The sequence below is a fragment of the Nocardia beijingensis NBRC 16342 genome, assembly GCF_001612785.1.
Classification (GTDB): Bacteria; Actinomycetota; Actinomycetes; order Mycobacteriales; family Mycobacteriaceae; genus Nocardia; species Nocardia beijingensis.
The window spans coordinates 240,110-261,789 of record NZ_BDBC01000012.1 but is presented as its reverse complement, the minus strand read 5'-3'; the positions used below and the strand labels follow the sequence as shown (position 1 = coordinate 261,789).

Genomic DNA, 21,680 nt, shown 5'->3' with positions numbered 1-21,680 from the left:
TACATCCGATGTGCACTGTGACAGTACAAGATTCGCTCTCGTCCAGCGGGCTGGATCGGGGAGCTGATCTCGGTATTTCCGAGTCGAGGCGAGCGCGTTTCACATCTTGCTCCTGACGAGCCCGGCCGCGCGACGGACAGAGGGCGAACTTCGTGCTATCGTCCGGTGTCGGTGCAGATGCAAGAACGTTTGAACGTGCATCTGCACGAACCGAATCGCCTGACTGCGGTAACGGAGGAGTGGGGAAGATGTCGGATACATCCACCAACGAGATCATCGGAACTTGGCGCAAGAGTTCCTTCAGCAATCCGAGCGGCAACTGCGTCGAAGTGGCCGAAACGGCCAACGGCCAGGTGGCAGTGCGTAACTCGCGTGACCCCGAAGGCGGGGTCTTGATCTATACGCGCCCGGAGATCGATGCGTTCGTCCGCGGAGCGAAGGCCGGGGAGTTCGACTATTTGACTAGCTGAGCGGTAACATTGGCGGTCGGTGCGGTGTGTCTCACGACATGTGGTTGTGACACACTGTGGGCAACCCCCGGAGTATCGGAGACGAACTCGATGATCGCTGAACCCGATGACGATGGTCATGTGCAATCCGTTGTCGCGGAACGTGGTCCGACCGTGCTACGCATCGCATTGGGCGGCCAGTTGCGCAAGCTCCGGGAGAAGAAGGGCATCACCCGTGAAGCCGCGGGTGATGCGATCCGGGGATCGCACGCCAAGATCAGTCGTCTCGAGTTGGGCCGTACCGGCTTCAAGGAACGCGACATCCGTGATCTGCTGACCCTGTACGGCGTTCATGATGCCGCGGAGCGCGAGTCGTTCCTCGAGTTGGCCAGGCAGGCCAACGAGCCCGGCTGGTGGCATCGCTACAGCGACCTGCTGCCGCAGTGGTTCGGCACCTACCTCGGTCTGGAACAGGCCGCGAGCAAGATCCGCACCTACGAGTCGCATCTCGTGCCCGGGCTGCTGCAAACGCCCGAATACGCCAGGGCGGTCGTGGCGCTCGGCTACGAGGACGCCGACACGGACCGTCGGGTCGCGGTGCGTCAGCGCAGGCAGGAAATCCTGTTCCGCGCGGACCCGCCAGTGGTCTGGGCGGTGCTCGACGAAGCGGCGTTGGTGCGGCCGGTCGGTGGTCGGCAGGTGCATCGTGAGCAGATGCTGCATCTGGTCCGGCTGGCGAAACTGCCCAACGTGACGATCCAGGTGCTGCCGTTCACCGCGGGTGAGCACGCCGCGGCGGGCAGCTCCTTCAGTATCCTGCGTTTCGCCGAGGCGGAACTGCCGGACATCGTGTATCTCGAACAGTTGACCAGCGCGTTGTATCTCGAGCGGCGGCAAGACCTGGCGCTGTACCTCTCGGTGATGGACCGGCTCAGCGTCCAGGCCTTGCAGCCGGAAAAGTCGATCGCGATCATGGAGAAGTATGCCGAGGGGCACTGAGCCCACCCGGCCGAAGACCCGATGAGCCGAGCGGCCCCCTCCGAATTCGGAGGGGGCCGCTCGGTCGTTCCGTGACCCGCCGGGCTCGGACGGCGGGACGCTCTACTGCTTGATGAAGCTGGAGGCGATTCGCCAGAACGTCGCGGGCTGCAATGCCTCGAGATCCCAGTCGTCGGCCATCGCGTGCGCGGTGGAGACGATCCGGTCGATATCGAAATCGTGCCGAGTCGCCGCCCCGGTGGATTCGACGGCATCGATGACGTATGCCATGGCGGTTTCTCGGGAAAATGTGGTATCGGTATGGCCGCTGCGGGCCGGTAATGTGCTCATATTTCTACCGTTCGCTGGCTGGTCGGCCAGTGCGGTGTCGGCTGATCCGAACCGACCGCCGAAAAGTGGTTGTTCCATTCGAACGCCCCTGTTTGTCTGGCGGCGGCAAACCCACGGCGGCTTCGGCCTTCGGCTCGCCCACGCGGCCTCCCCTGGTGGTCCCCTGTAAAGCGTTGCGGGACCGAGTTTATGCCGCCGTACCTTTCAGATGCAAGCACATCTGCACGATCGATTGCACGTGCGCAGTGGGTATTTCGGCACCGTAAGTTTGCGGAAACGATGCCGGATCCGGAAATTTCAGTCGTGGCCGAAGATGACGTCCGTGCTGTAATCGATCTGTGTACCCGGCTCGACGAATTGGTCGGCCGCGGCGCGCCAGGCAAGGAAATGTTCGGTGAAACGGTGTGCTTCCGCCGCCTCGTCGTCGGTGTAGAGCTGGTAGAGAAAGAATCGGTGCGGGTCCACCCGATCTGCGCAGATGTCGAAGCGCAGACAGCCGGGCTCGGTCCGGACGGAGGCGTCGGCGCTGCGGGATATGGCGGCGAGGAACTCCGCGCGGGAACCGGGGCGGATCTTCATCGAGACGATTCGACTGAACACGGTTGTTCTCCCATCGTGACCATCGCGGTCGATCGGCAAGGGCGGTGGCGTGGCGCACCCCACCTCAGTCGGTCAGCTGTGCAATTGCCTGGCTAATCGGAGTGTCACCCGAGACGAGTTCGAGCGTCAGCCCGAAGGTGTGCGTGGCGGGCAGCAGTCCGGCCAGTACGGCCGCCACGTCCGCGCGCGGGACCTCGCTGCGCCCGACCGGTGGCGGCGCCAGGGTCACCAGTCCGGTGCCGGGGGAGTCGGTGAGGCGGCCGGGGCGCAGGATCGTCCAGTCGAGATCCCTTGCGCGCAGATCCTCTTCGGCCTTGGTCTTCGCGTCGATATACGCGGCCCACACCTCGTCGGTCCCCGGCGCGGGCGGCAGGCCGGCGCCCATCGAGGAGATCTGCAGGAAGCGGCGCACCCCGGTGCGCTCCGCGGTCTCGGCGAGCCGGACCGAGCCGCCCAGGTCGACGGTGTATTTCCGGTCCACGCCGCTGCCCTGCCCTGCGCCGGCGGCGAAAATCGCCGCGTCGCAGCCTTTTACGACGTCCACCAGCTCGTCGGCGTCCGCGTTCTCCAGGTCGCACAGCACCGGCTCCGCGCCGGTGGCGCGCACCTCGGCGGCGTGCTCGGGGTTGCGGATGAGGGCGGCGACCTCGTGGCCGTTCGCGGCGAGCACGGGTGCGAGCAGCAGTGCGATCTTGCCGTGCCCTCCTGCGATGACGACGCGCATGGATGGCTCCTTCCGGTCGGGGCGGCCTCCGCGCTCAGCGCTCGGGGCCGCCGGGATTACAGCGCGCTTCGACGGTGGCCTGATAGCCGACCGCCGGGCGCCACGGTTCCAGGTTCCAGCTCGGCTTGTCCGGCTGGACCAGCCGAGCCCACGCCCAGTGGCAGATAAACTGATCGCGCATGCCGGGTGCGTCCGCGTCCGCCGACTCGGCCACGACCTCCTGCCACGCCCGTTCGTCGGAGCCGGGGAAGGTGGTCCGCCGACCGGCCGGTGTCGGGAAGACGAGCAGCCGGGGACCGTCGATGGTCTCGGTCCAGGCGACATGATCGATCAGCGGCTGTCCCGCGTAGGGGTCGACGGACGGCAGGGCGGCCAGAGGCGATGCGGTGGGGGTCGTCGCGGTCGTCGTGCGGACGGTCGTGGTCGTGGCCGCGGCCGGAGGATCGGACGAGTCGGCGCCACAGGCGACGGTCACGGACACCAGTCCCGTCGCGAGCAGCACGGCGGCGCGACGCCGGGTGACGACGCGACACGGGTACCGCTGCGCCACGGTCGAACCTCCTGTGTTCTCCTCGGCACCGGTTTCCGGCGTGCTCATCCGAGCCTAGCGAGCCGGCGCGGTCCCGGCGAGGGTCCCCGCCCGGGCCACCGATTGTGCTGGCTTGCCGGTGCGGGCGCGGGCGGGGATAGTCGGTCGGTGCGGTGCGGACGGTTCATGGCGGGGGCGGCGGGCGTCGTGGTCTCGATGACGATCGCGGTGGCCGGGGCCGCGGACACCGGGGTGGGTGAGGCGCCCGGCACCGTGACGGACCTGGTGGAACTGGCGGGGCGGCTGCAGGTGGCGGGGGCGGCGAGCGCCGAACGGCTGACGTACTGGTCGCGTGGCCCGCGCGGGCCGATGCTGAGCACCGGAGTGCTGTACCTTCCCGAAGGCACCCCGCCGCAAGAGGGTTGGCCGATCGTCGCCTACGCGCACGGCACCTCGGGGATCGCCGACCAGTGCGCGTTCACGTTGCAACCCCGCGACTACTACCTGTCGTCGGTGTACCCGGATCTGCTGCGCGCGGGCTACGCGGTCGTGATCTCCGACTATGTCGGACTCGGCACTCCCGGCGTGCATCCCTATCTGGACGGCCCGGCCCAGGCCCGCAGCATCATCGACGGCGTACGCGCGGCACGGGCGGTCGCCCCTTCGCTCGGCACGCGCTGGGCGGTGTTCGGTCAGTCGCAGGGCGGGCACGCGGCGCTGTTCACCGCCCGGCTCGCTCCCGCCGACGCGCCGGACCTTGAGCTGCGCGGCGCGGCGGCGACCGGCGCGCCGTCGAATCTGGAGGCGGTGTTCCCGCTGGCCGGTCCGTGGCTGCCGCGGCTGCCGTTGCAGAAGACGACGACCTATTTCGGCATGCTGCTGGCCGGGTTGCGCGCCAGCGCGCCGGAGCTGGACATCGACAGCTATCTGACCCCGGTCGGCCGCGACGTCCTGCGGATCGTGGAAGCGGACTGCGCCGTCGAGGCGGACGCGCAGGTGTCCGGGATCGGCATCGGGGCCATGCTGGCGCGGCCCTTGGACGATCCCGCGCTGCTGGCCGCGGTGCGCGCGATGTTGCACGTGCCGACGAACGGCTACGCGGTGCCGCTGTATCTCGGGCAAGGGCTGGCGGATCTGGAGGTGCCCGCCCCGCTGACGCTCGAGTTGATCGCCGAATTGCGATCCGCGGGTACCGATCTGCGGGTGGGCTGGTATCCCGGCGATCATCTGGGTGCGGCGCGGGAAGCGTTCCCCGACGCGCTCGCCTTCCTGCGCGGTGTGCTCGACCGGCCGTGAGCCCGCTCGCTCAGCGCCAGAGCGATCGGCACGGTAGTCTGCGCAGGCCGGGGCGGACCTGGCCGTCGACGGTGACGGTGAGCCCGGCGTGCGCGGCGGCCGAGGTGAACTCCCACGCTTCGGTCCTGGTGGCCGCGTACTCGAGGACCAGAGCGTCCTCGGGGGTCGGCCCGTCGAAGTAGACGGTGATCCGCTGGGTCGGCGGGTCCTGGGTCTCGTCGCGCTCGGCGAGTCCGCGCACAGTGCCGTCCATGCCACCGTCTCCTTCCCGCCGGCGCGGCAGCCGCGCCGGTAGGACTGACGGTAAGGGGCCGCCACTGCTGAGAACATGTTCCACGTTATCGGCTGGAAATGTCACAGAACGGACGTGGCCTCGTGGGGTACAGTCACCACCCGGGGCGCACCGCGAGCACAGGCCCGGCGACCCAATGTTGTGAACTGTCAACATGATCGCGCCGGGTGGTGTCGCGCGCTGGTCCTGTTGTCGAGGATGAGCACAGTGTCGGATGATTCAGGAGGCACACGTCGATGAGTCAGGGCCCACGTTCGTTGGGTAGGGGAGTGGGGCGAAGACGTCTCGCACGTGCGATCGGAGCGATGGCCGCAGGCTTCGTGCTGGTCGCGAGCATGGCCGGCGCCGCGACCAGCGCGCCGCTGTATCCCGAACCCGATCCTGATCCCTTCTATTCGACCCCGGCGGACATCGCCGATCGCAAGCCCGGCGACGTGCTCGCGACCAGGGTGATGCCGCCGCTGGCGATCTTCCCGGAGACCACGGTGACCGTGATCCGGTTCCGGTCGACGAGTTCGGAGGGCAAACCGATCGCGGCGACCACCACGGTGCTGACACCGAAGGCGCATCGTCCCGACGGCCCGCTGCTGTCGTTCCAGCACATCATCAACGGGCTCGGCTCGGAGTGCTCGGTCTCCCGCGTGCTCTACACCGGTGACCCGAACCTGGTCGTGCGGGAGGCGCCGGGCTGGAACGTGCTGCTGGCGCGCGGCTGGAGCGTGGCGCTGCCCGACCATCTTGGCCCGAATTTCGCCTACGGCGCCGCGAAGCTCGGCGGGCAGATCACGCTCGACGGGATCCGTGCCGTGAAGCAGGTCGCCGAACTCGGGGTGCAGCGCAGCCCGGTGGCGATGGTCGGATACTCCGGCGGCGGGATGGCCACCGCGTGGGCGGCGGCTCTGCAGCCGAAGTACGCCCCGGAACTCGACATCGCGGGCGCGGCCATGGGCGGGGTGCCGATGAATCTGGTGAAGATGCTGGAGGGCCTGGGGCTGAACCCGCATCCGGTGTTCGGTCTGGCGTTCGCCGCCGGGTTCGGGCTGGAGCGCGAGTACCCGACCCGGTTCCCGCTCAGCGACCAGCTGAACGAACGGGGTCTGGCCGCTCGCGCGCAGATCGCCAACAGCTGCACCAACGACATCCTCTCCACGGGAGCGGGCCACGGCGCGCTGGACTTCGCCAAGACGACCTCGATGATCAACGACAACACCGCCCGCGCCGTGGTCGAGGAGAACAGCCTGGAACTCTACGACGGCGTGCCGAAGACGCCGGTGTTCGAATGGCATTCGCCGATCGACGGCCTGATCCCGATCGACGCGGTGGTCAACACCGACAAGCGGTGGTGCGCGGCGGGAGCCAGAGTGCAGACCGAGGAGATCCCGGTTCCGGACCATTTGACCGCGGCGGTGCTCGGCATTCCCGCGGCGCTGAACTGGCTGGACGCCCGTTACCGAGGGGAGCCTGCGCCGAGCAATTGCTGAGCGACGATACGTACACGGCCGAGCCGGGACCCACTCGCGGATAGGGGGTCTCGGCCGGTTGTTGCGATATGGATACGCGACAACACAACTCGGATGCTTTACTGCGTCCAGTCCTGGGCGCTGACGTAGCCTGACGTCCTGGCTCCCGGTCTGACAGGGGACATTTCGGGGGTCGAGGCCAGTCGCCCGGGTGCCAGACGACGTTGCCGTTTCGCACCCGAAGGCGTGTGCCATGAAGATTTCGCGTGCCATTGCTGTGGCATTGCTCGCCGCCAGTTCATTGCTGGCCGTGCCCGCCGCCGCAGAGCCTCCGCCCGCCCCGCCGCCCGGCGGATTGCTGCCCGCGCTGCAGCAACTCATCGATCAGGTGATCCCGCCGCCGCCGATCACGCCGCTGCCCGAGCCGATTTCGCCCACGCACGAGGCGACGACGCTCTCGCCGTCGCTGGCGGCGCTGCGCTCGGCCGCGTTGCCGTCGGCCGTCGGCGACCCGATGTTCGACCTACGGCCCGAGAATCTCGGCGAGTGGGCCGAGGGACAGGTCATCGAGGTCCGCGACGTGCGCGCCACGGCAGCGCCGTTGCTGCTGTTGCCGATCCAGCGTGCGCTGCTGGTGAAGTACCGCACGACCGACGCGCACGGCGCGCCGTCGTACGCCACGGCGACGCTGATCGTCCCCGCCGCAGCGTGGCCAGGGCCGGGACCGCGGCCGGTGGTGGTGAACAACCTGCCCATCGACGCCCTCGGCCGGACCTGCACGCCGGGATACACCCTGGCGCACGGGCTCACCCCCGACACCAGCAGCACCGACTTCCTACCGCCGACGACGCATCTGGCGGCGCTGCGCGGTTACGCCGTGCTGATCCCGGATCACGAGGGCCCGTCGATGGCCTACGCCGAACCCATCGTGGCCGGGCACGCCGTGCTCGACTCGATCCGGGCGGTGCGCGGACTGTTCCCGGAGGAGTTCGGCGCCGCGAAGTTCGGTCTGGCGGGATACTCCGGCGGCGCGATCGCGACGCACGGGGCGGTGAAGCTGATCGACGGCTACGCACCGGAATTGGCGGAGGTGATCGTCGGCGCCGCGCTGGGCGGCGTGCCCGCCGACTTCGAGATCCTGGCCCGCAGCATGAACGGCAACCTCGCCTCGGCGATCTTCATGGGGGCGGTGTTCGGCATCGGCCGCGAGCGGCCGGAGATCCTGGCCGGGATGAACAATCTCGCCCAGTGGGTGGCCACCTCGCCGGTGAAGAACATGTGCGGCAGCAGCTACGGAGCGATCGGTGTGCTGATGCTGCCCATCGACATCGCCGCGAATTTTCCCGATCCGCTGCATTCGGTGCTGGCCGCGGACATCTATCGGGTGACCAAGATGGCCGGTATGCGGTCGGCGACTCCGCTCTACGTCTACAACGGCGAGCAGGAGTTCTGGATCCCCGCCGAGGGTGCGCGCAATCTGTATCTGGAGCAGTGCCGCCTCGGCGTGCCCGCGGTCTACCGCAGTGTGCTCGGCGAGCACATCATCGCGGGTGCGCTCGGTTATCCGGAAGCCATGATGTGGCTCGACGACCGGCTGCGGGGCGTGCCCGCGCCGGATGAGTGCTGACCGGGTGACCGCACCCGGTGATTCGGTAACGCGCGGTGCCCGCGATCGCGATCGAAAACGTATCCCCCCTTTCGGTCCGTATGCCCAGAGCTGGCGAGGGCGCCGCCGCGGCGTCGTCGCGGTTTTCGATACGGTGGGCCGGGCCGTGCGGGGGTGACGGCGCATTCCCGAGAGAGGCACATGAACGACATCACGACCACCGCGTCCGAACAAGCCAAGGCACTGGTGGGGCGGCGCTACCGCCTGACCGACCCGTACGAGGTGGGCCGCGAGAAGATCCGGGAGTTCGCGCGAGCGTTGCGGGACGGTCATCCCGCCCACCGCTACGAAGACGCCGCCGCGGAACTCGGCTTCGACGGGCTCATCGCGCCGCTGACGTTCTCCTCCATCGTCCTCATGCTGATGCAGCGCAGGATGTTCGAGTCCGTGCTCAGCGGCTACGACCTCGGCCAGGTCCTGCAGACCGAGCAGTCGATCCGGGTGCACCGGCCGATCGTCGCGGGCGACGAGGTGCGGTGCGAGTCCTACATCGAATCGTTCCGGCAGTTCGGTGACAAGGATTTCATGGTCACCAGGAACGTGCTGAGCAACCAGCACAAGGAAGTGTTGCAGACCGCGCACACCACCGCGGTGGCGCAGACCGGCGTCGAGCTGGCCGCCGATCTGCGCGCCGCGGTCGACGGCGTGATCATGACCGGGCAGTCGGCCACCGACCGCGCGGACGCGGCGGCCGCGCGCGAAGCCGATGACGACGGCGGACTGGTCGAGGTCTTCGATGAGGTGGCGGCAGCGGAGTCGGCCGACGAGCCGCGCACGCCGCATACTGTCCCGGCATTCGAGGATTTGTCCGTCGGCATGGAACTCGCTCCGCGCACGGTGCCGCTGTCCCGGGGCGACCTGGTGAATTACGCGGGCGTCTCGGGCGATTCGAATCCGATCCACTTCAGCGACGAGGTCGCGCGCAGCGCCGGGCTGCCCGACGTGGTGTCGCACGGACTGCTGACCATGGGTCTCGGCGCCGGGTATCTCACCTCGTGGCTCGGTGATCCGGCCGCCGTCACCCGGTACGGAGTGCGGTTCGCCGGGTTCGCCCCGGTGGCGGCGACCAAAGCGAGCGCGATCGAATTCCGCGGTCGCGTCAAGGAATTGGATCCGGCGCGCCGCGCCGCCACCATCGCGTTGACCGCGACCTGCGGGGACCGCAAGCTGTTCGGTCGCGCGACCGCGGACGTCGTGCTGCGCTGAACCGGGCGTCCGGTCCGCCGCCACGGGTGCCGGCGGGTCGGACCACGGGTCATCTCACCGGTGCTCGGCGGCACGGCAGAACTGTTCGGTAGCAACGTATTTCGTCACGGCTCCGCTCCGGCGGCTCGCGGGCTGCTCGTCGCGTGGCCTTCGACGTCTCGTCGTGCCGAACCGGCGGTCGGGGGCACGAATGGTCCCGGGACCACCGCGGCTCGCGACCGTCCATCGGGTCCGCGGAAACGCGCGGGCGTCCCCGCTGGCGGATGACCTTGCGGATGTGCTTACACCTGCGTATACGCCGCGGTTGGCCGGGTTCGGTGCTGGAGTGCGGGCACCGCGCATGGGAGACTCTGTGCATGCGTGCTTCGGTAGTGCGGCCTCGGAACGAATCCATCGCTCGTAGAACGGCTCCCGCCGTCGAGGGCGGTCCGACCGCCTTACGGATGATCCTCGGCGGGCGGATGCGGCGGCTGCGCGAAGCATGCGGCATCTCGCTCGAGGAAGCGGGCGAGGCGATCCGCGGCTCGCATTCGAAGATCAGTCGCTTGGAATTGGGGCGGACCGGCTTCCGGGAACGGGACCTGGTGGATCTGCTCGCGCTGTACGGCGTCACCGACGAGCAGGAGTGCGCGGAGTTCAAGCGACTGGCCGAGCAGGCGAACACCTCGGGCTGGTGGCAGAGCGACACCGACTGGCTGCCGAAGTGGTTCGACACCTACCTCGGGCTCGAGCACGCCGCTCAGCTGATCCGCTGCTACGAGCCGAGGGTCGTCCCTGAACTGCTGCAGACCCCGGAGTACGCCCGCGCGCTGTTCGTGCTCGCGCATCCGCACGAGGACGAGGAGTCGATCGAGCGGCGCGTGGCCCTGCGTATGCGCCGCCAGGAGATCCTGACCAGGCCGAATCCGCCTCAGATGTGGCTGATCGTCGAGGAGGCGGCGCTGCGGCGCAGGATCGGGGGATCGCAGGTGTGGCTGGACCAGCTCGACCACCTGCTGCGGGTCGCGGAGGCGCCGAACATCACCGTGCAGGTGCTCGCCGATCACGTGGGCGGCCCCGCGGTGTCCGACGGCGCGTTCACCATGCTGCGTTTCGCCGAGTCGGATCTGCCGGACATCGTGTATCTCCAGCAGCTCACCGGCGCGCTGTATCTGGACAAGGACGCCGATCTCGCGGCCTACCGCGCGGTGGCGAACCTGCTGTCGGTGCACGCCGCGCCGCCCGAGTACACCCGCGATCTCATCGCGGCGTTGCGCGAGCGGGAGCCGCGGATCGTCGAGCTGCCGTCGGGTTCGGCCTGATCGACCGGACGTCGCGGCCGATCAGCGCGACCATGATTGCGCGGCGGTACAGGGACTTTCGGCCGTAGAGAACGACAGCGTCACCATGGCAGACTCGGGACATGCGTCCTTCGAACGTACGACAGGCGGCCGATGCGGCGGGGCTCGGCGCCCAGCCGGTGTCCGGGGGCGGCCCCACGGTCCTGCGGATGGTCCTCGGTGGCAGGCTGCGTCGCCTGCGCGAGGCCAAGAACATCACCCGTGAGGCGGCGGGTGAGGCCATTCGCGGGTCGCATTCGAAGATCAGCCGGCTGGAGCTCGGGCGCACCGGCTGCCGGGAACGGGATCTGGTCGACCTGCTCGATCTCTACGAGGTGACCGACCCGGCGGAGCGGGATCGGTACCTGGAACTGGCCAGGCAGGCCAACGCCTCGGGCTGGTGGGCACGGGACAACGACTGGCTGCCGAAATGGTTCGACACCTACCTGGGGCTGGAGCAGGCGGCCCGCCTGATCCGCTGCTACGAACCGCGGGCGGTCCCCGAACTGCTGCAGACCCCGGAGTACGCCCGCGCGCTGCTGACACTGTCGCATCCGGGCGAGCCGGAGGACGCGATCGAACGCCGGGTCGCGCTGCGCATGCGCAGACAGGAGATCCTCACCGGCGCGCACCCACCGCAGGTGTGGCTGCTCATCGAGGAAGCCGCGCTGCGCCGCAGGATCGGCGGCTCGACCGTCTGGCGCGCCCAGCTCGACCGCGTGCTGCGCGCGGCGGAGCAGCCCAACATCACCATCCAGATCCTGGCCGATCATGTGGGCGGCCCCGCGCTCACCGACGGCGCGTTCACCGTCCTGCGTTTCGCCGAGTCGGATCTGCCCGACATCGTGTATCTCCAGCAGCTGACCAGCGCGCTGTATCTGGACAAGATCGCCGACCTGGACGTGTATTACGCGGTGCTGAACCAGCTTTCGCTGCTGGCCCCGTCGCCGGAGCACTCCCGCCGGCTGCTCGAGATCCTGCGCGACGGCGTTCCGCCGACGGTCGACGAACCGGTGGACAACCGGAGAAGCTGACCGGGCCGGTACCGCGCCCCGCCGCCCTGCCCGGTCCTGGCGCATCCGGCGATTCACCGCGCGCGAATCGGGCATTTTCTCTGCGAGGTGATGCGCATGCCGGGGATGAGCGAAGTATTGTCCCATTGGGACAATAGGGGTATGCTCGGAATCATGAGCGACGACGGTGTCGGTCTGGACGGCCGTCGGCTGCGCACTCGGCGCAGCCGCGAGGCGCTGTCGCGCGCGGCGTTCGACCTGCTCACCGAGCGGGGGCTGGACGCGGTGGCGGTCGAGGACATCGCGCTGCGGGCCGGTGTCACCCGGCGCACGTTCAGCAGGCACTTCGCGTCCATCGAAGAGGCGATCCTCGGCGATGTCGACCAAGATGTGCATCTGTTCAACGAAGCCCTGTGCCGTCGTCCCCGCTCCGAGCCGCCCTTGATCGCCTACCGCGGCGCCGTCCACGACTGGCTCGCCACCGAGTACGGCGGTGCCCGTGCGTCGCTGCTCGCCCGCCGCTGGGCGCTGTTCCAGCGTTTCGAGGACGAACCCGAACTGTTCGCCGGCTACCAGCGCATCCGCATCGAAGGACAACGCGAATCGGTCCGGATCATCGCCGCGCGGCTCGGGGTGGATCCGCAGACCGATCCGCGTCCGGCCGTCGCCGTCGGCGCCGGTGCGGGCATGCTGCTCGCGGCGCTGCAGAGCTGGGCGGCGGGCCCTGATCCGATGGGCCTGCCCGGCCTCGTCGAAGAGTTCTTCGACACCCTCGTCACCCTCACCGCCGAATTCCGCAACGAGGAGTCACCGTCATGCCTACCGGGTCGGTGAACATGTACCGCCGCACGTGCCGACGCGTCGGCTTGGATCGAAATCCGCTGCGTCGCGGCGAAGACCGTGTGCAGACCGGGGTGGCGGTGCTGCTGGCCCTGGTGTTCCTGATCGTCGTGCCCATACTGGCGTTGACGGTGGGCGGCCGGGTGTACCGCGTCGAGACGGCCGCGGTGCAAGCCGAGACGGCACGGCTGCACCGGGTCGACGCCACCGTGATCGAAACCGGCAAGGCGCCGCTGTACGCGCCGGTGGTGCCCGCGCGCGTGTCCTGGAAGGACGCCGACGGCGTGGCCCACACGGGCGACTATCAGTCGACCACGGTGGTGGAGCCCGGCTCCACCGTGCCGATCTGGCTGAACGAACGCGGCGCGATCGTCGAGCCGCCGTCGTCGACCCAGCCCGCCAGCAAAGCGGTGATGCTGACCGCCGGTGCGGTGTTCGGCGTTTCGATCCTGTTCGTCGGTTGCTACCTGCTACTGCGCCGCGTACTCGATCGGCGGCGGCTGCGCCGCTGGGAGACCGAGTGGATGACGGCCGATCTCACCTGGGGGCACGGCTGAGCCTTGGTGCGGCGTGCCCGCCGGGCGAGGGTAGGGAACAGGCGCAGCGGGCACGTCGCGTGCCGGGCCGCGACGCGGCGAACGAAGCGGACCCGGCACTGCCCTGAGATTAAGACATGAGCGTGCCGGACGGCCCGATTCGACGCGGATCGCCGGAGATCCCACCATCTGGATCCGGTTGTGTTGTGACACAACATAACCGGATCCATGTTCGGCCTAGACCGGGAAGAGGCTGTGCTTACGCGGGTTGAGTTCGGCGCTCGCCTCTTTCTCGCGCAGCAGGCGCAGCGCCCGGCGGATCTCGAGTCTGGTCTGCGATGGCTCGATCACCGCGTCGATGTAACCGCGCTCGGCGGCGATCCACGGGGTGGCGACCGTCGTGTTGTACTGCTCGATCATGGCGTCGCGCACTGCCGCACGGTGCTGCGGGTCGACCTGCGCGAGCTGCCGCTTGGCGACGATGCTCACCGCGCTCTCCGCGCCCATCACGGCGATGCGTGCGGTCGGCCAGGCCAAGCTGACGTCGGCGCCGAGTTGCTTGCAGCCCATCACGGCGTAGCCGCCGCCGTAGGCTTTGCGGACCACGACGGTCACGATCGGGACGGTCGCCTCGATCACCGCGCGGAAGAACCGGCCGCCGCGCTTGATCACCCCGCTGCGTTCCTCCTCCACGCCGGGCAGCACGCCGGGGGTGTCGACGACGAAGATCAGCGGCAATCCGAAGACATTGCACAAGCGGATGAAATGCGTGGCCTTGTCCGAGCATTTGGCATCGATCGCGCCGCCGAGCACCAGCGGCTGGTTCGCGACCACTCCGACGCTGCGCCCGTCCACCCTGGCGAAGCCGGTGATCAGGTTCTGCGCGGTGGCCGCGCTGATCTCGTGGAAGTCGCCGTCGTCGAACAGGCGCAGCAAGATCTCGTGCATGTCGTAGCCCTGCCGGTCGGCATCGGGAACGATCGAGTCCAGCTCCAGATCGTGCGGCGTGACCTGCGGCTCCAGTCCCGGATTGACGACAGGGCCCGGCTCCAGGCAACTCGTCGGCAGATAGCTCAGATACTTCCTCGCCCAGTCGAAAGCGTCCTGCTCGGTGGCGGCGACGTGGTGGACGGTGCCGGTGGCGGCCTGCGCCTGCGCCCCGCCGAGTTCCTCCATGGTCACCTCCTCGCCGGTGACCTCCTTGATCACCTCGGGACCGGTGACGAACATGTACGACGTCTCGGTCGCGATCAGGATGTCGGTGTTCACCGGTGCGTAGACCGACCCGGCCGCGCATTTGCCGAGCATGATCGACACTTGCGGCACGAAGCCCGACAGCCGTTCCTGGCGGCGGCTCATCAGCGCGTACCAGGCCAGCGAGGTGACCGCGTCCTGGATGCGGGCGCCGCCGGAGTCGTTGATCGCGACGACCGGGCAGGCGTTGCGGGTGGCGAAATCCAGTGCCGCGGCGACCTTGCGCCCGAACATCTCGCCGACCGAGCCGCCGAAGACGGTCTGATCGTGCGCGATCACCACGACCGGCCTGCCGTCGATCCGGCCCCGACCGGTGACCACGCCGTCGCCGTACATCGCTCCCGGTGTGCCCGGCTGGCGCACCAGCGCGCCGATCTCCACGAAACTTCCCGGGTCGAGCAGGGCGCGTACCCGCTCGCGCGCGCTGGGAATGCCCTTGGCCTTGCGTTTCGCGATGCCGCTCTCGCCTGCGGGTTCCTCGGCCAGCTCCAGGATCCCCCGCAGCTCGTCCAGCTTGTCGCGCGTACCGCTCATATGTGTTGTCGCCCTTCAGAACTCGTCGCGACGCCGTACGGCAGCGCGGCGCTCGATGCTATCGGCGGCGCGCGCTGCTGCACAGCGATTCGGAAGATCTCTTGGAACAGCTCACAGGTTTGCCTCTCGATCCAACGGTTCATAGCACGCGAGGGGGCGGACCAGCGTGACGACACGGACTGTGCGGCGTCCCAATCGTGGCCGCGGGTGTCGATGAACCGTCCCCAGAGCGCCGGCAGGGACTACTCACGGCGGTGCCCCCGGATCTAGGGTGGTCTCGACGCAGCGCCGGAAATGCGCGGACGGCGCTGCGTCACATACTCCGGAACGCGGCGGGTCCGCTCCGGGGCTGGACGGGATCCGAATTCCGCGGTGCCGCAGCGGTTCTGTCCGTACGGGATGCCTACCGCGAATTTCCGTCGAAAACCTTGTGATTGCGCCCAACGGGTCGGGCGGCCGCTGATGACTTACCCGATTCAGCGGGACATATCTCGATTCCATCACGATCCGACGCTAACCTTCGGGAGGCATGATGGGCAGCCAGCCGAGAACGAGTACCGAGACGTTGACATCGAAACTCGTCGCACACCTGGCCGGGCGTTCCGGCCGCGACGCGTCCGGCGACGTCGCGACCACGGCGCGGAATTGTCTGGCGGCAGCCGTAGAAATGATCGCTCCGCGTCCGGCGCCCGCGCCGGCGCGGGCGCCGGAGATCGCGGGTTTCGCCGCGCGCTGGGCGCGCGAGGGCATCGCACTGGAAACGGTGCTGGCCGCATATCACGACGAAATTCGCAGCGGATTGGAATCCCTCGCCGACGAGGCCGCCGACGAGCAGAGCGATCATTTTCTGGCGGGTGCGCGACTGGCGGTCCACGTACTGGAGATGGTGACCGTGGCGGCGTCCACCGCCTATGTCGACGAGCACCGCGCGGTCGCGCGGGAACACCAGACCGCGGCTCAGACGCTGGTCTCCGCGTTGCTCGGCGGGCACGCGGTCGGCGAACTCGCCAGGGCGACGGGGATTCCGATCGCACGGTCGTATCAGGTCGTCGCGCTCGGCATTCCGGCGCACCCGGACGAGCGAAGACCCGTCACGGGCACGGACGCCGCGCGGCGCAAGCTGCGCCGGGTGCAGGCCGCACTGGCCGATCCGCTCGGCTCACGGGCGCTTTCGGTGCTGTCCGCGGCGGGCGGCACGGTGCTGGTGCCGCTCGACGACGTGCCCGCCCGGACCGGAACGTTCGCCATGACCGACGACGTGCTCGCCATCGTCGGCGAGGCGGCCGAGGTCCCGCTGACCGCCGCGGTGGCCACCGGCCGCACCGCGCGCATCCCGGAACTGGCCGGTCGCGCGCACGATCTGCTGGACCGGCTGCGGGCGGCGGGCAGGCCACCGGGGCTGTATCGGGTGGCCGACGCCGGTGAGACCCCTGGTTGTGACCTGCCCCAGCCCGGCCATATGGCCATCGTCACCTCGTCCAACGATCGCGTGATCGGTCGTTCCGCCTGATATTCCGCCGCTATCGTCGACTGTGCCCTGATCTCGAGGGTGAGCAAAGGAGTTCGAGTGACCACCGCGTTGTCCGATCGCGATATTCTGCGCGAGCTGGAACCCACCGCAGAACGCCTGCTCAACGACCATCTGCGCAAGGCGAAGTCCTGGAATCCGCACGATTACGTCCCATGGGACGACGGGCGCAATTTCGCCGCCCTCGGCGGAATCGACTGGGAGCCGGGACAATCCACGCTGTCCGAGGTCGCGCAGACCGCGATGATCACCAATCTGCTCACCGAGGACAATCTGCCCTCGTATCACCGGGAGATCTCGGACTCGTTCTCGCTGGACGGTGTATGGGGTACCTGGGTGGGCCGGTGGACCGCCGAGGAGAACCGCCACGCCATCGTGATGCGCGACTATCTGGTCGTCACCAGGGCGGTCGATCCGGTGCTGCTCGAGCAGGCCCGGATGGCGCACATGACCACCGGCTTCGCCACACCCGACGCAGAGCAGCGGTTCCTCCACTCGGTCGTGTACGTCACATTGCAGGAGCTGGCGACCCGGATCAGCCACCGCAACACCGGAACGGCCTGCGGAGAACCGATCGCCGAGCGTATGCTGCAGCGTGTTGCCGCCGACGAGAACCTGCACATGATCTTCTACCGGAACATCAGCGCCGCGGCCATCGACCTGGAGCCGAACGAAGCGCTGCGCGCCATCACCAGCGTGGTCACCCAATTCCAGATGCCGGGGCTGGGCCAGCCCAACTTCCGGCGCAACGCGGTGCTGCTGGCCAAGCACGGCATCTATGACTTGCCCCAGCATCTCGACGTGGTGCTGCGTCCGGTGCTGCGCGCGTGGCGCGTCTTCGAACGCGACGATCTGACCGGCGACGGCGAACGCGCCCGCGAGGAACTGCACGCCCACCTCGAAGACCTGGAGATCCGGGCGCGGCGGTTCGAGGAGCAGCGCGAGCGCGCGGCGGCCAGGCAAGCGGAACGGGCCGCCGCGGCCGGATGAGTCCCCGTGTGCCGATCACCGCGGTGGCGATGGCCCTCATCGCCACCATCGCCGCCGCGCCCGTGCTCGCCGATCCGGCGCCGCGGACCCCGCCGCCCGCCGTCGACCCGGCCATGACCCGCACCGGGCTGCTGTCGATCGAGGACATGGGCGGGGGACACGAACGGCTGTCGATCGCCTCGGCGGCGATGCGCCGGGTCATCACCGTCGACATCCTGCGCGGCGGCGGTGAGGCGCCGCGCCCGGTGCTGTACCTGCTCGACGGCGTCGACGGCGACCCGACGTCGGCGTGGCTGACCAAGGGCGGAGCCGCCGAGTTCTTCGCAGGCGAACCGGTGGACGTGGTGCTCCCCGGCGGCGGCACCGGCAGCATGTACAGCGACTGGGTCCGGCAGGACGCCGCGCTGGGACTCAACCGCTGGGAGACCTTCCTCACCACCGAACTCCCGCCCATCGTCGAATCGCTGCTGCGCACCGACGGGCGCCGTGCCATCGCCGGGGTGTCCATGGGCGCGCAGGCGGCGATGATGCTCGCCCAGCGCCATCCGGGCTGGTATCGCGCCGTCGCCGGGATGAGCGGGTGCTACTCGACCGCCGACCCGCTCGGTCACGCGGTGACCACCATCACGGTCGCCTCGCGCGGCGGCAACGTGAACAATCTCTGGGGTCCGCCCAACTCGCCGGAATGGGCCGCGCACGACAGCCTGGTGCACGCGGAGAATCTGCGTGGCACCGCCATCTACCTCTCGGCGGCCACCGGGCTGCCGACCGGAGCCGATCTGGTGTCGGTCGCGAACTCCCCGTCGGTCGCGGACGCTCTGCAAACCGCGGGCGGCGGGGCGGCGCTGGAAGCGGGCGCGCGGGCCTGCACCGAGCGGTTCGCCGGCCGTCTGTCCGAACTCGGCATTCCCGCGACCCTGGAGTACACCGCGCAGGGCATGCACACCTGGCCGGACTTCCAGGCGCAGCTGCCGAAGGCGTGGCGGGTGCTCGCGCAAGCGCTGGGGCTGCCGACGCCGCCGTGAACCGGCGGAATCAGCGCCGCGCGCTCGCGTTGACATCGATATGACCTCGGCGCTGTCCACTGTCCGGTTCTCCGTCCTCGATCGCTCGCGCGTCCGGCGCGGTCAGAGCCATCCGGACGCGTTGCGGGAGACCGTCGAGTTCGCCCGGCTCGCCGAGCAGTGGGGATATCACCGCTTCTGGGTGTCCGAGCACCACAGTGTGCCGGGCGTCGCGGGTTCGGCGCCGACCGTGCTCGCGGCGGCCGCCGCGGCGGCGACCTCCCGGATCCGGATCGGCACGGGCGGTGTGATGCTGCCCAACCACCAACCGCTGGTGGTCGCCGAGCAGTTCGGCGTCCTGGAATCGCTGTATCCGGGGCGCATCGACATGGGTGTGGGCCGCTCGGTCGGCTTCACCGACGGCGTGCGGCGTGCGCTCGGGCACGGCAAACGCGACGCGGAGGACTTCGACGCCCAGCTCGCCGAACTGCTGGCGTACTTCACCGAGGGCAGGCAGGGCGTGCACGCGTGGCCGGCGGAGGGACTGCGTGTCCCGGCCTTCCTGCTGGCGACCGGGTCGGGCGCCGAGCGCGCCGCACGCTTCGGGCTTCCGCTGGTCATCGCCGCGGTCGGCGGCGAGGATCACATGGCGGAGGCCATCGAGCGCTACCGCGCCCAGTTCCGTCCCGGTGCGGTCGGTGCGGCCCCGTATGTGGTGGTGTCCGCATCGATCGTCATCGCCGACACCACCGCCGAGGCGCATCGGCTGCTGTTGCCGGAGGCGTGGTCGGCCGCGTACTCGCGCACCAGGGGCGAATTCCCGCCCCTGCTGCCGCCCGAGGACATCGAGGCGCGCACCATGACCGAGCGGGAGCGCCGGATCTTCGACGAAGGGTTGCGCGGCCACCTGTACGGCACCGAGGACGAGGTCGCGGACCGCTTGGAGCGACTGGTGCGCCGGACCGGCGCCGACGAGATCCTCGTGCACACCAGCACCTACGATCGCGCCGCCCGGCTGGATTCGCACCGCAGGCTGGCGCAGCTCACCGGCTTGCCGCGGACGGGCGCCCGCGATCGAGCCGATACGGCGGCCTGATCGCCGGTGGCGCACGCCTACGGGAAGCGCACCTCGGCGGCGGCATAGCCGAACAGTCTGCGTCCCTCGGCGCGCGCGTCGAGCGCGACGGTCGCCCGCCGCCTGCGGGTGTCGAGCGAGGTGATCCGGCCGTGGAATTGGATCACCCCCGCGCTCACCGGAGGTACGCGCAGGTAGTGCGTGTTGTGCGCGAACTGCGCGCGGAACCGGGTGACCGCCGCTGGGTCGCCGAGCCAGGAACTCAGGAACGAGGTGGCCAGACCCAGTTTGAGCATGCCGGGGGCGACCACGGTCGGCAGGCCGCTTGCGACCGCGACCCGTTCGTCGAACAGCACCGGATTGGCTTCGCCGGTCACCCCGGCGTAGTTGACCAGATCCCCCCGGGACAGGCGCATGGTCCGGACGGGCAGTTCGTCGCCCACCGAAAGGCCGGCGAAATCGACACGGGGACGCGGGCTCCGGCGCAGCGGCGCCGGGGCGAGGTGATCCGCCGCGGCCGGGACGACGGCGCTGCCTCGGGCCGGTGCGTCCGGGCGGTGCTGACGCATGGCTACTCGGCGCACGGCGTCGGCCAACCCCGGATCGCGTCCGCCGACCCGGGCGAGCAAGGCGCTCGAGCCGGTCTGCACCACGGCGCCGTGCTGGTCGAGCAGCACGCTCTTGATCGCGAGAACGTCGTAATCGCCGAAGTGCCGGAAAGACTCGAAATAGATGTCGCAGGTCAGCCGGTCGCCCGCGATCAGTGGCCTGCCGAAGTCGAAAACCTGGTCGGCGTGCAGAATCCGGGTCGGGTCGTAACCGGTGATCAGCGTGTCCAGGATTTCGCGGTGCACTCTGGTGAGGATTATCGAGCTGAATGTGGCGGGCGCGATAAGTCCGGGAAAGCCGAGTTCGGCCGCGGCGTCCTCGCTGCGATGCGCGGGATGGGAATCCTGGACCGCGCGGGCGAATTCGCGGATCTTCTCCCGTTCCACCTCGTAGCGGAGAGTGGAACGATAACGATGGTCGACGAGTGACCTGGCCTGATCGGCCGGATCAACCGCGGTCTCGTGCATGGTTGCTCCTGTATTGCGAAAACGTGGACGACGGTAGGGCTCTCGTCAGAAGAGCGCCCCGAACCGCCAGGCCAGGGCAGGCACCTGCTCGGGGGTGACGGTGCCGACGACGTCCACCCCCGCGTCGTGGAAGGTGCCCACCGCGCGGTCGATGTGGTCGGCCGAGGTGATCACCACGGCGTCGCGCGCGCCGATCGCGCGCATGACCGCCGCCGAGCGCTCGGCGTTCTGCACGGTCGTGCCCGCCTCCGGTTCGAGATGGACGCGCGCCGCGGGCATGCCGTGCGCGATCAGCCAGTCGGCCATGGCCTGTGCCTCGGTGACACCGTTTCGGGCATTGCCGCCGGTCACGATGATCGGCGAGGCAGGGGCCACCAGGGCCTGCACGTATCCGGCGTGCAGGCGCTCGACCAGTTCGGGGCGCATGCCACCATCGGGCAGCAGCCCGTAGCCGAGCACGACGATGGCGGTCACCGGTCCGCGCGGTATCGGCATGGGCGCGGGAATCGGCGCCTGCGCGGCGGGCGCGGGTTCCGTCTCGGCGGAGCCGGTGCCCTCCGCCGCGGCGGAAGGGAGATGGGTCAGTACGGCGGCGGCGACGACGGCGCCCAGCAGGGTGCGGGCGAGAGGAATCACGATGGCGGACAAGACAACTCCAAGCGGTTAGCCACCGGATGGCCACCGACGGCTGGGGGTGCAGCGTCCTCCATGATGCGGCTGCGGGCCGTTGCGGAACCGTGATCAGCTGGTGATCTGGACAATTCACCGTTTTCGACGTGCACGCTTGTGCCGGACGACCTGTTCACCGAATTCGGGAATTGCCCTTTCTTCTCCTTTGTGCCGTTTCCCTGGTCGCGCCGGAGGTATTCGTGAGGTCTCCAGACGCGCGCGTTCCGCATGGTCGGCCGCGTGCACCGGTTCTAGCGTTGGCCGGGCTCCGGTGCCGTCGACCGGCGCAGG

General features: G+C 69.2%; 22 protein-coding genes. 14 read left to right on the top strand and 8 right to left on the bottom strand.

Annotation, left to right across the window (positions count from 1 at the left end):
• The first annotated feature begins 248 nt into the window (after positions 1 to 248).
• On the top strand, positions 249 to 470 hold the full coding sequence (locus tag NB3_RS09060; protein ID WP_039797917.1) for a DUF397 domain-containing protein: 222 nt from the start codon (positions 249 to 251) through the stop codon (positions 468 to 470).
• Positions 471 to 560: 90 nt separating this feature from the next.
• Positions 561 to 1,448: a Sco1979 family transcriptional regulator gene (locus NB3_RS09055; RefSeq protein WP_067799416.1), complete on the top strand. Its 888-nt coding sequence runs from the start codon at positions 561 to 563 to the stop codon at positions 1,446 to 1,448.
• Between the two features lie 102 nt (positions 1,449 to 1,550).
• Here NB3_RS09055 and NB3_RS36105 read toward each other — a convergent pair whose 3' ends face one another.
• From NB3_RS36105 to NB3_RS09035, 4 genes are all read right to left on the bottom strand, one after another.
• The gene (locus NB3_RS36105; RefSeq protein WP_228828041.1) at positions 1,551 to 1,718 is read right to left on the bottom strand and encodes a hypothetical protein; all 168 of its coding nucleotides are present in this window, start codon (positions 1,716 to 1,718) and stop codon (positions 1,551 to 1,553) included.
• A 357-nt stretch (positions 1,719 to 2,075) separates the two neighbouring features.
• Complete coding sequence (locus NB3_RS09045) at positions 2,076 to 2,378, bottom strand: putative quinol monooxygenase (RefSeq protein ID WP_067799412.1); 303 nt, start codon at positions 2,376 to 2,378, stop codon at positions 2,076 to 2,078.
• Positions 2,379 to 2,442: 64 nt separating this feature from the next.
• Positions 2,443 to 3,102 carry an SDR family oxidoreductase gene (locus NB3_RS09040; protein ID WP_067799409.1) on the bottom strand — a complete coding sequence of 220 codons (660 nt, stop codon included), beginning with the start codon at positions 3,100 to 3,102 and terminating at the stop codon, positions 2,443 to 2,445.
• Between the two features lie 34 nt (positions 3,103 to 3,136).
• A complete protein-coding gene (locus NB3_RS09035; protein WP_067799407.1) occupies positions 3,137 to 3,700 on the bottom strand; it encodes a DUF2599 domain-containing protein in 564 nt (187 codons plus the stop codon).
• 117 nt (positions 3,701 to 3,817) lie between these two features.
• On the opposite strand from NB3_RS09035, the gene NB3_RS09030 reads away from it, so the two are divergent.
• The gene (locus NB3_RS09030) at positions 3,818 to 4,927 is read left to right on the top strand and encodes an alpha/beta hydrolase (protein ID WP_067799406.1); all 1,110 of its coding nucleotides are present in this window, start codon (positions 3,818 to 3,820) and stop codon (positions 4,925 to 4,927) included.
• 10 nt (positions 4,928 to 4,937) lie between these two features.
• Here NB3_RS09030 and NB3_RS09025 read toward each other — a convergent pair whose 3' ends face one another.
• Complete coding sequence (locus tag NB3_RS09025) at positions 4,938 to 5,180, bottom strand: hypothetical protein (RefSeq protein ID WP_067799402.1); 243 nt, start codon at positions 5,178 to 5,180, stop codon at positions 4,938 to 4,940.
• Positions 5,181 to 5,524: 344 nt separating this feature from the next.
• Here NB3_RS09025 and NB3_RS09020 point away from each other — a divergent pair, with 344 nt between their 5' ends.
• From NB3_RS09020 to NB3_RS08990, 7 genes are all read left to right on the top strand, one after another.
• Entirely contained in the window at positions 5,525 to 6,700 is a 1,176-nt protein-coding gene (locus tag NB3_RS09020) for a lipase family protein (protein ID WP_067799399.1), read from the top strand.
• 232 nt (positions 6,701 to 6,932) lie between these two features.
• Entirely contained in the window at positions 6,933 to 8,306 is a 1,374-nt protein-coding gene (locus NB3_RS09015; RefSeq protein WP_067799396.1) for a lipase family protein, read from the top strand.
• A gap of 180 nt (positions 8,307 to 8,486) precedes the next feature.
• Entirely contained in the window at positions 8,487 to 9,551 is a 1,065-nt protein-coding gene (locus tag NB3_RS09010; RefSeq protein WP_067799583.1) for a fused (3R)-hydroxyacyl-ACP dehydratase subunits HadA/HadB, read from the top strand.
• Positions 9,552 to 9,907: 356 nt separating this feature from the next.
• Complete coding sequence (locus NB3_RS09005; RefSeq protein ID WP_371855888.1) at positions 9,908 to 10,852, top strand: Sco1979 family transcriptional regulator; 945 nt, start codon at positions 9,908 to 9,910, stop codon at positions 10,850 to 10,852.
• Positions 10,853 to 10,953: 101 nt separating this feature from the next.
• Complete coding sequence (locus NB3_RS09000) at positions 10,954 to 11,904, top strand: Sco1979 family transcriptional regulator (RefSeq protein WP_371855887.1); 951 nt, start codon at positions 10,954 to 10,956, stop codon at positions 11,902 to 11,904.
• Between the two features lie 153 nt (positions 11,905 to 12,057).
• Positions 12,058 to 12,717 carry a TetR/AcrR family transcriptional regulator gene (locus tag NB3_RS08995; RefSeq protein WP_067799577.1) on the top strand — a complete coding sequence of 220 codons (660 nt, stop codon included), beginning with the start codon at positions 12,058 to 12,060 and terminating at the stop codon, positions 12,715 to 12,717.
• Positions 12,699 to 13,280 (top strand): Rv1733c family protein, encoded by a 582-nt coding sequence (locus NB3_RS08990; protein WP_157111650.1) that lies wholly within the window; start codon positions 12,699 to 12,701, stop codon positions 13,278 to 13,280. The genes NB3_RS08995 and NB3_RS08990 overlap by 19 nt, the downstream gene beginning before the upstream one ends.
• Before the next feature lie 216 nt (positions 13,281 to 13,496).
• Here the strand turns inward: NB3_RS08990 and NB3_RS08985 are convergent, their stop codons facing one another.
• Positions 13,497 to 15,047: an acyl-CoA carboxylase subunit beta gene (locus NB3_RS08985; protein WP_067799382.1), complete on the bottom strand. Its 1,551-nt coding sequence runs from the start codon at positions 15,045 to 15,047 to the stop codon at positions 13,497 to 13,499.
• A gap of 565 nt (positions 15,048 to 15,612) precedes the next feature.
• Here NB3_RS08985 and NB3_RS08980 point away from each other — a divergent pair.
• Genes NB3_RS08980 through NB3_RS08965 form a run of 4 tightly spaced genes read left to right on the top strand, consistent with a single transcriptional unit; the run spans position 15,613 to position 19,665 of the window.
• Positions 15,613 to 16,557, top strand: coding sequence for an RsbRD N-terminal domain-containing protein (locus tag NB3_RS08980; RefSeq protein ID WP_244891816.1), 945 nt, complete (start codon positions 15,613 to 15,615; stop codon positions 16,555 to 16,557).
• 57 nt (positions 16,558 to 16,614) lie between these two features.
• The gene (locus NB3_RS08975) at positions 16,615 to 17,565 is read left to right on the top strand and encodes an acyl-ACP desaturase (RefSeq protein WP_067799378.1); all 951 of its coding nucleotides are present in this window, start codon (positions 16,615 to 16,617) and stop codon (positions 17,563 to 17,565) included.
• A gap of 8 nt (positions 17,566 to 17,573) precedes the next feature.
• Positions 17,574 to 18,590: an alpha/beta hydrolase gene (locus NB3_RS08970; protein WP_244891815.1), complete on the top strand. Its 1,017-nt coding sequence runs from the start codon at positions 17,574 to 17,576 to the stop codon at positions 18,588 to 18,590.
• Positions 18,591 to 18,630: 40 nt separating this feature from the next.
• Positions 18,631 to 19,665 (top strand): LLM class flavin-dependent oxidoreductase, encoded by a 1,035-nt coding sequence (locus tag NB3_RS08965; protein WP_067799373.1) that lies wholly within the window; start codon positions 18,631 to 18,633, stop codon positions 19,663 to 19,665.
• Between the two features lie 17 nt (positions 19,666 to 19,682).
• Here the strand turns inward: NB3_RS08965 and NB3_RS08960 are convergent, their stop codons facing one another.
• Positions 19,683 to 20,720 carry a fused (3R)-hydroxyacyl-ACP dehydratase subunits HadA/HadB gene (locus tag NB3_RS08960; protein ID WP_067799370.1) on the bottom strand — a complete coding sequence of 346 codons (1,038 nt, stop codon included), beginning with the start codon at positions 20,718 to 20,720 and terminating at the stop codon, positions 19,683 to 19,685.
• A gap of 45 nt (positions 20,721 to 20,765) precedes the next feature.
• Positions 20,766 to 21,368, bottom strand: a complete 603-nt coding sequence (locus NB3_RS08955; protein WP_067799367.1) for a YdcF family protein — start codon at positions 21,366 to 21,368, stop codon at positions 20,766 to 20,768.
• Between the last annotated feature and the right edge of the window lie 312 nt (positions 21,369 to 21,680).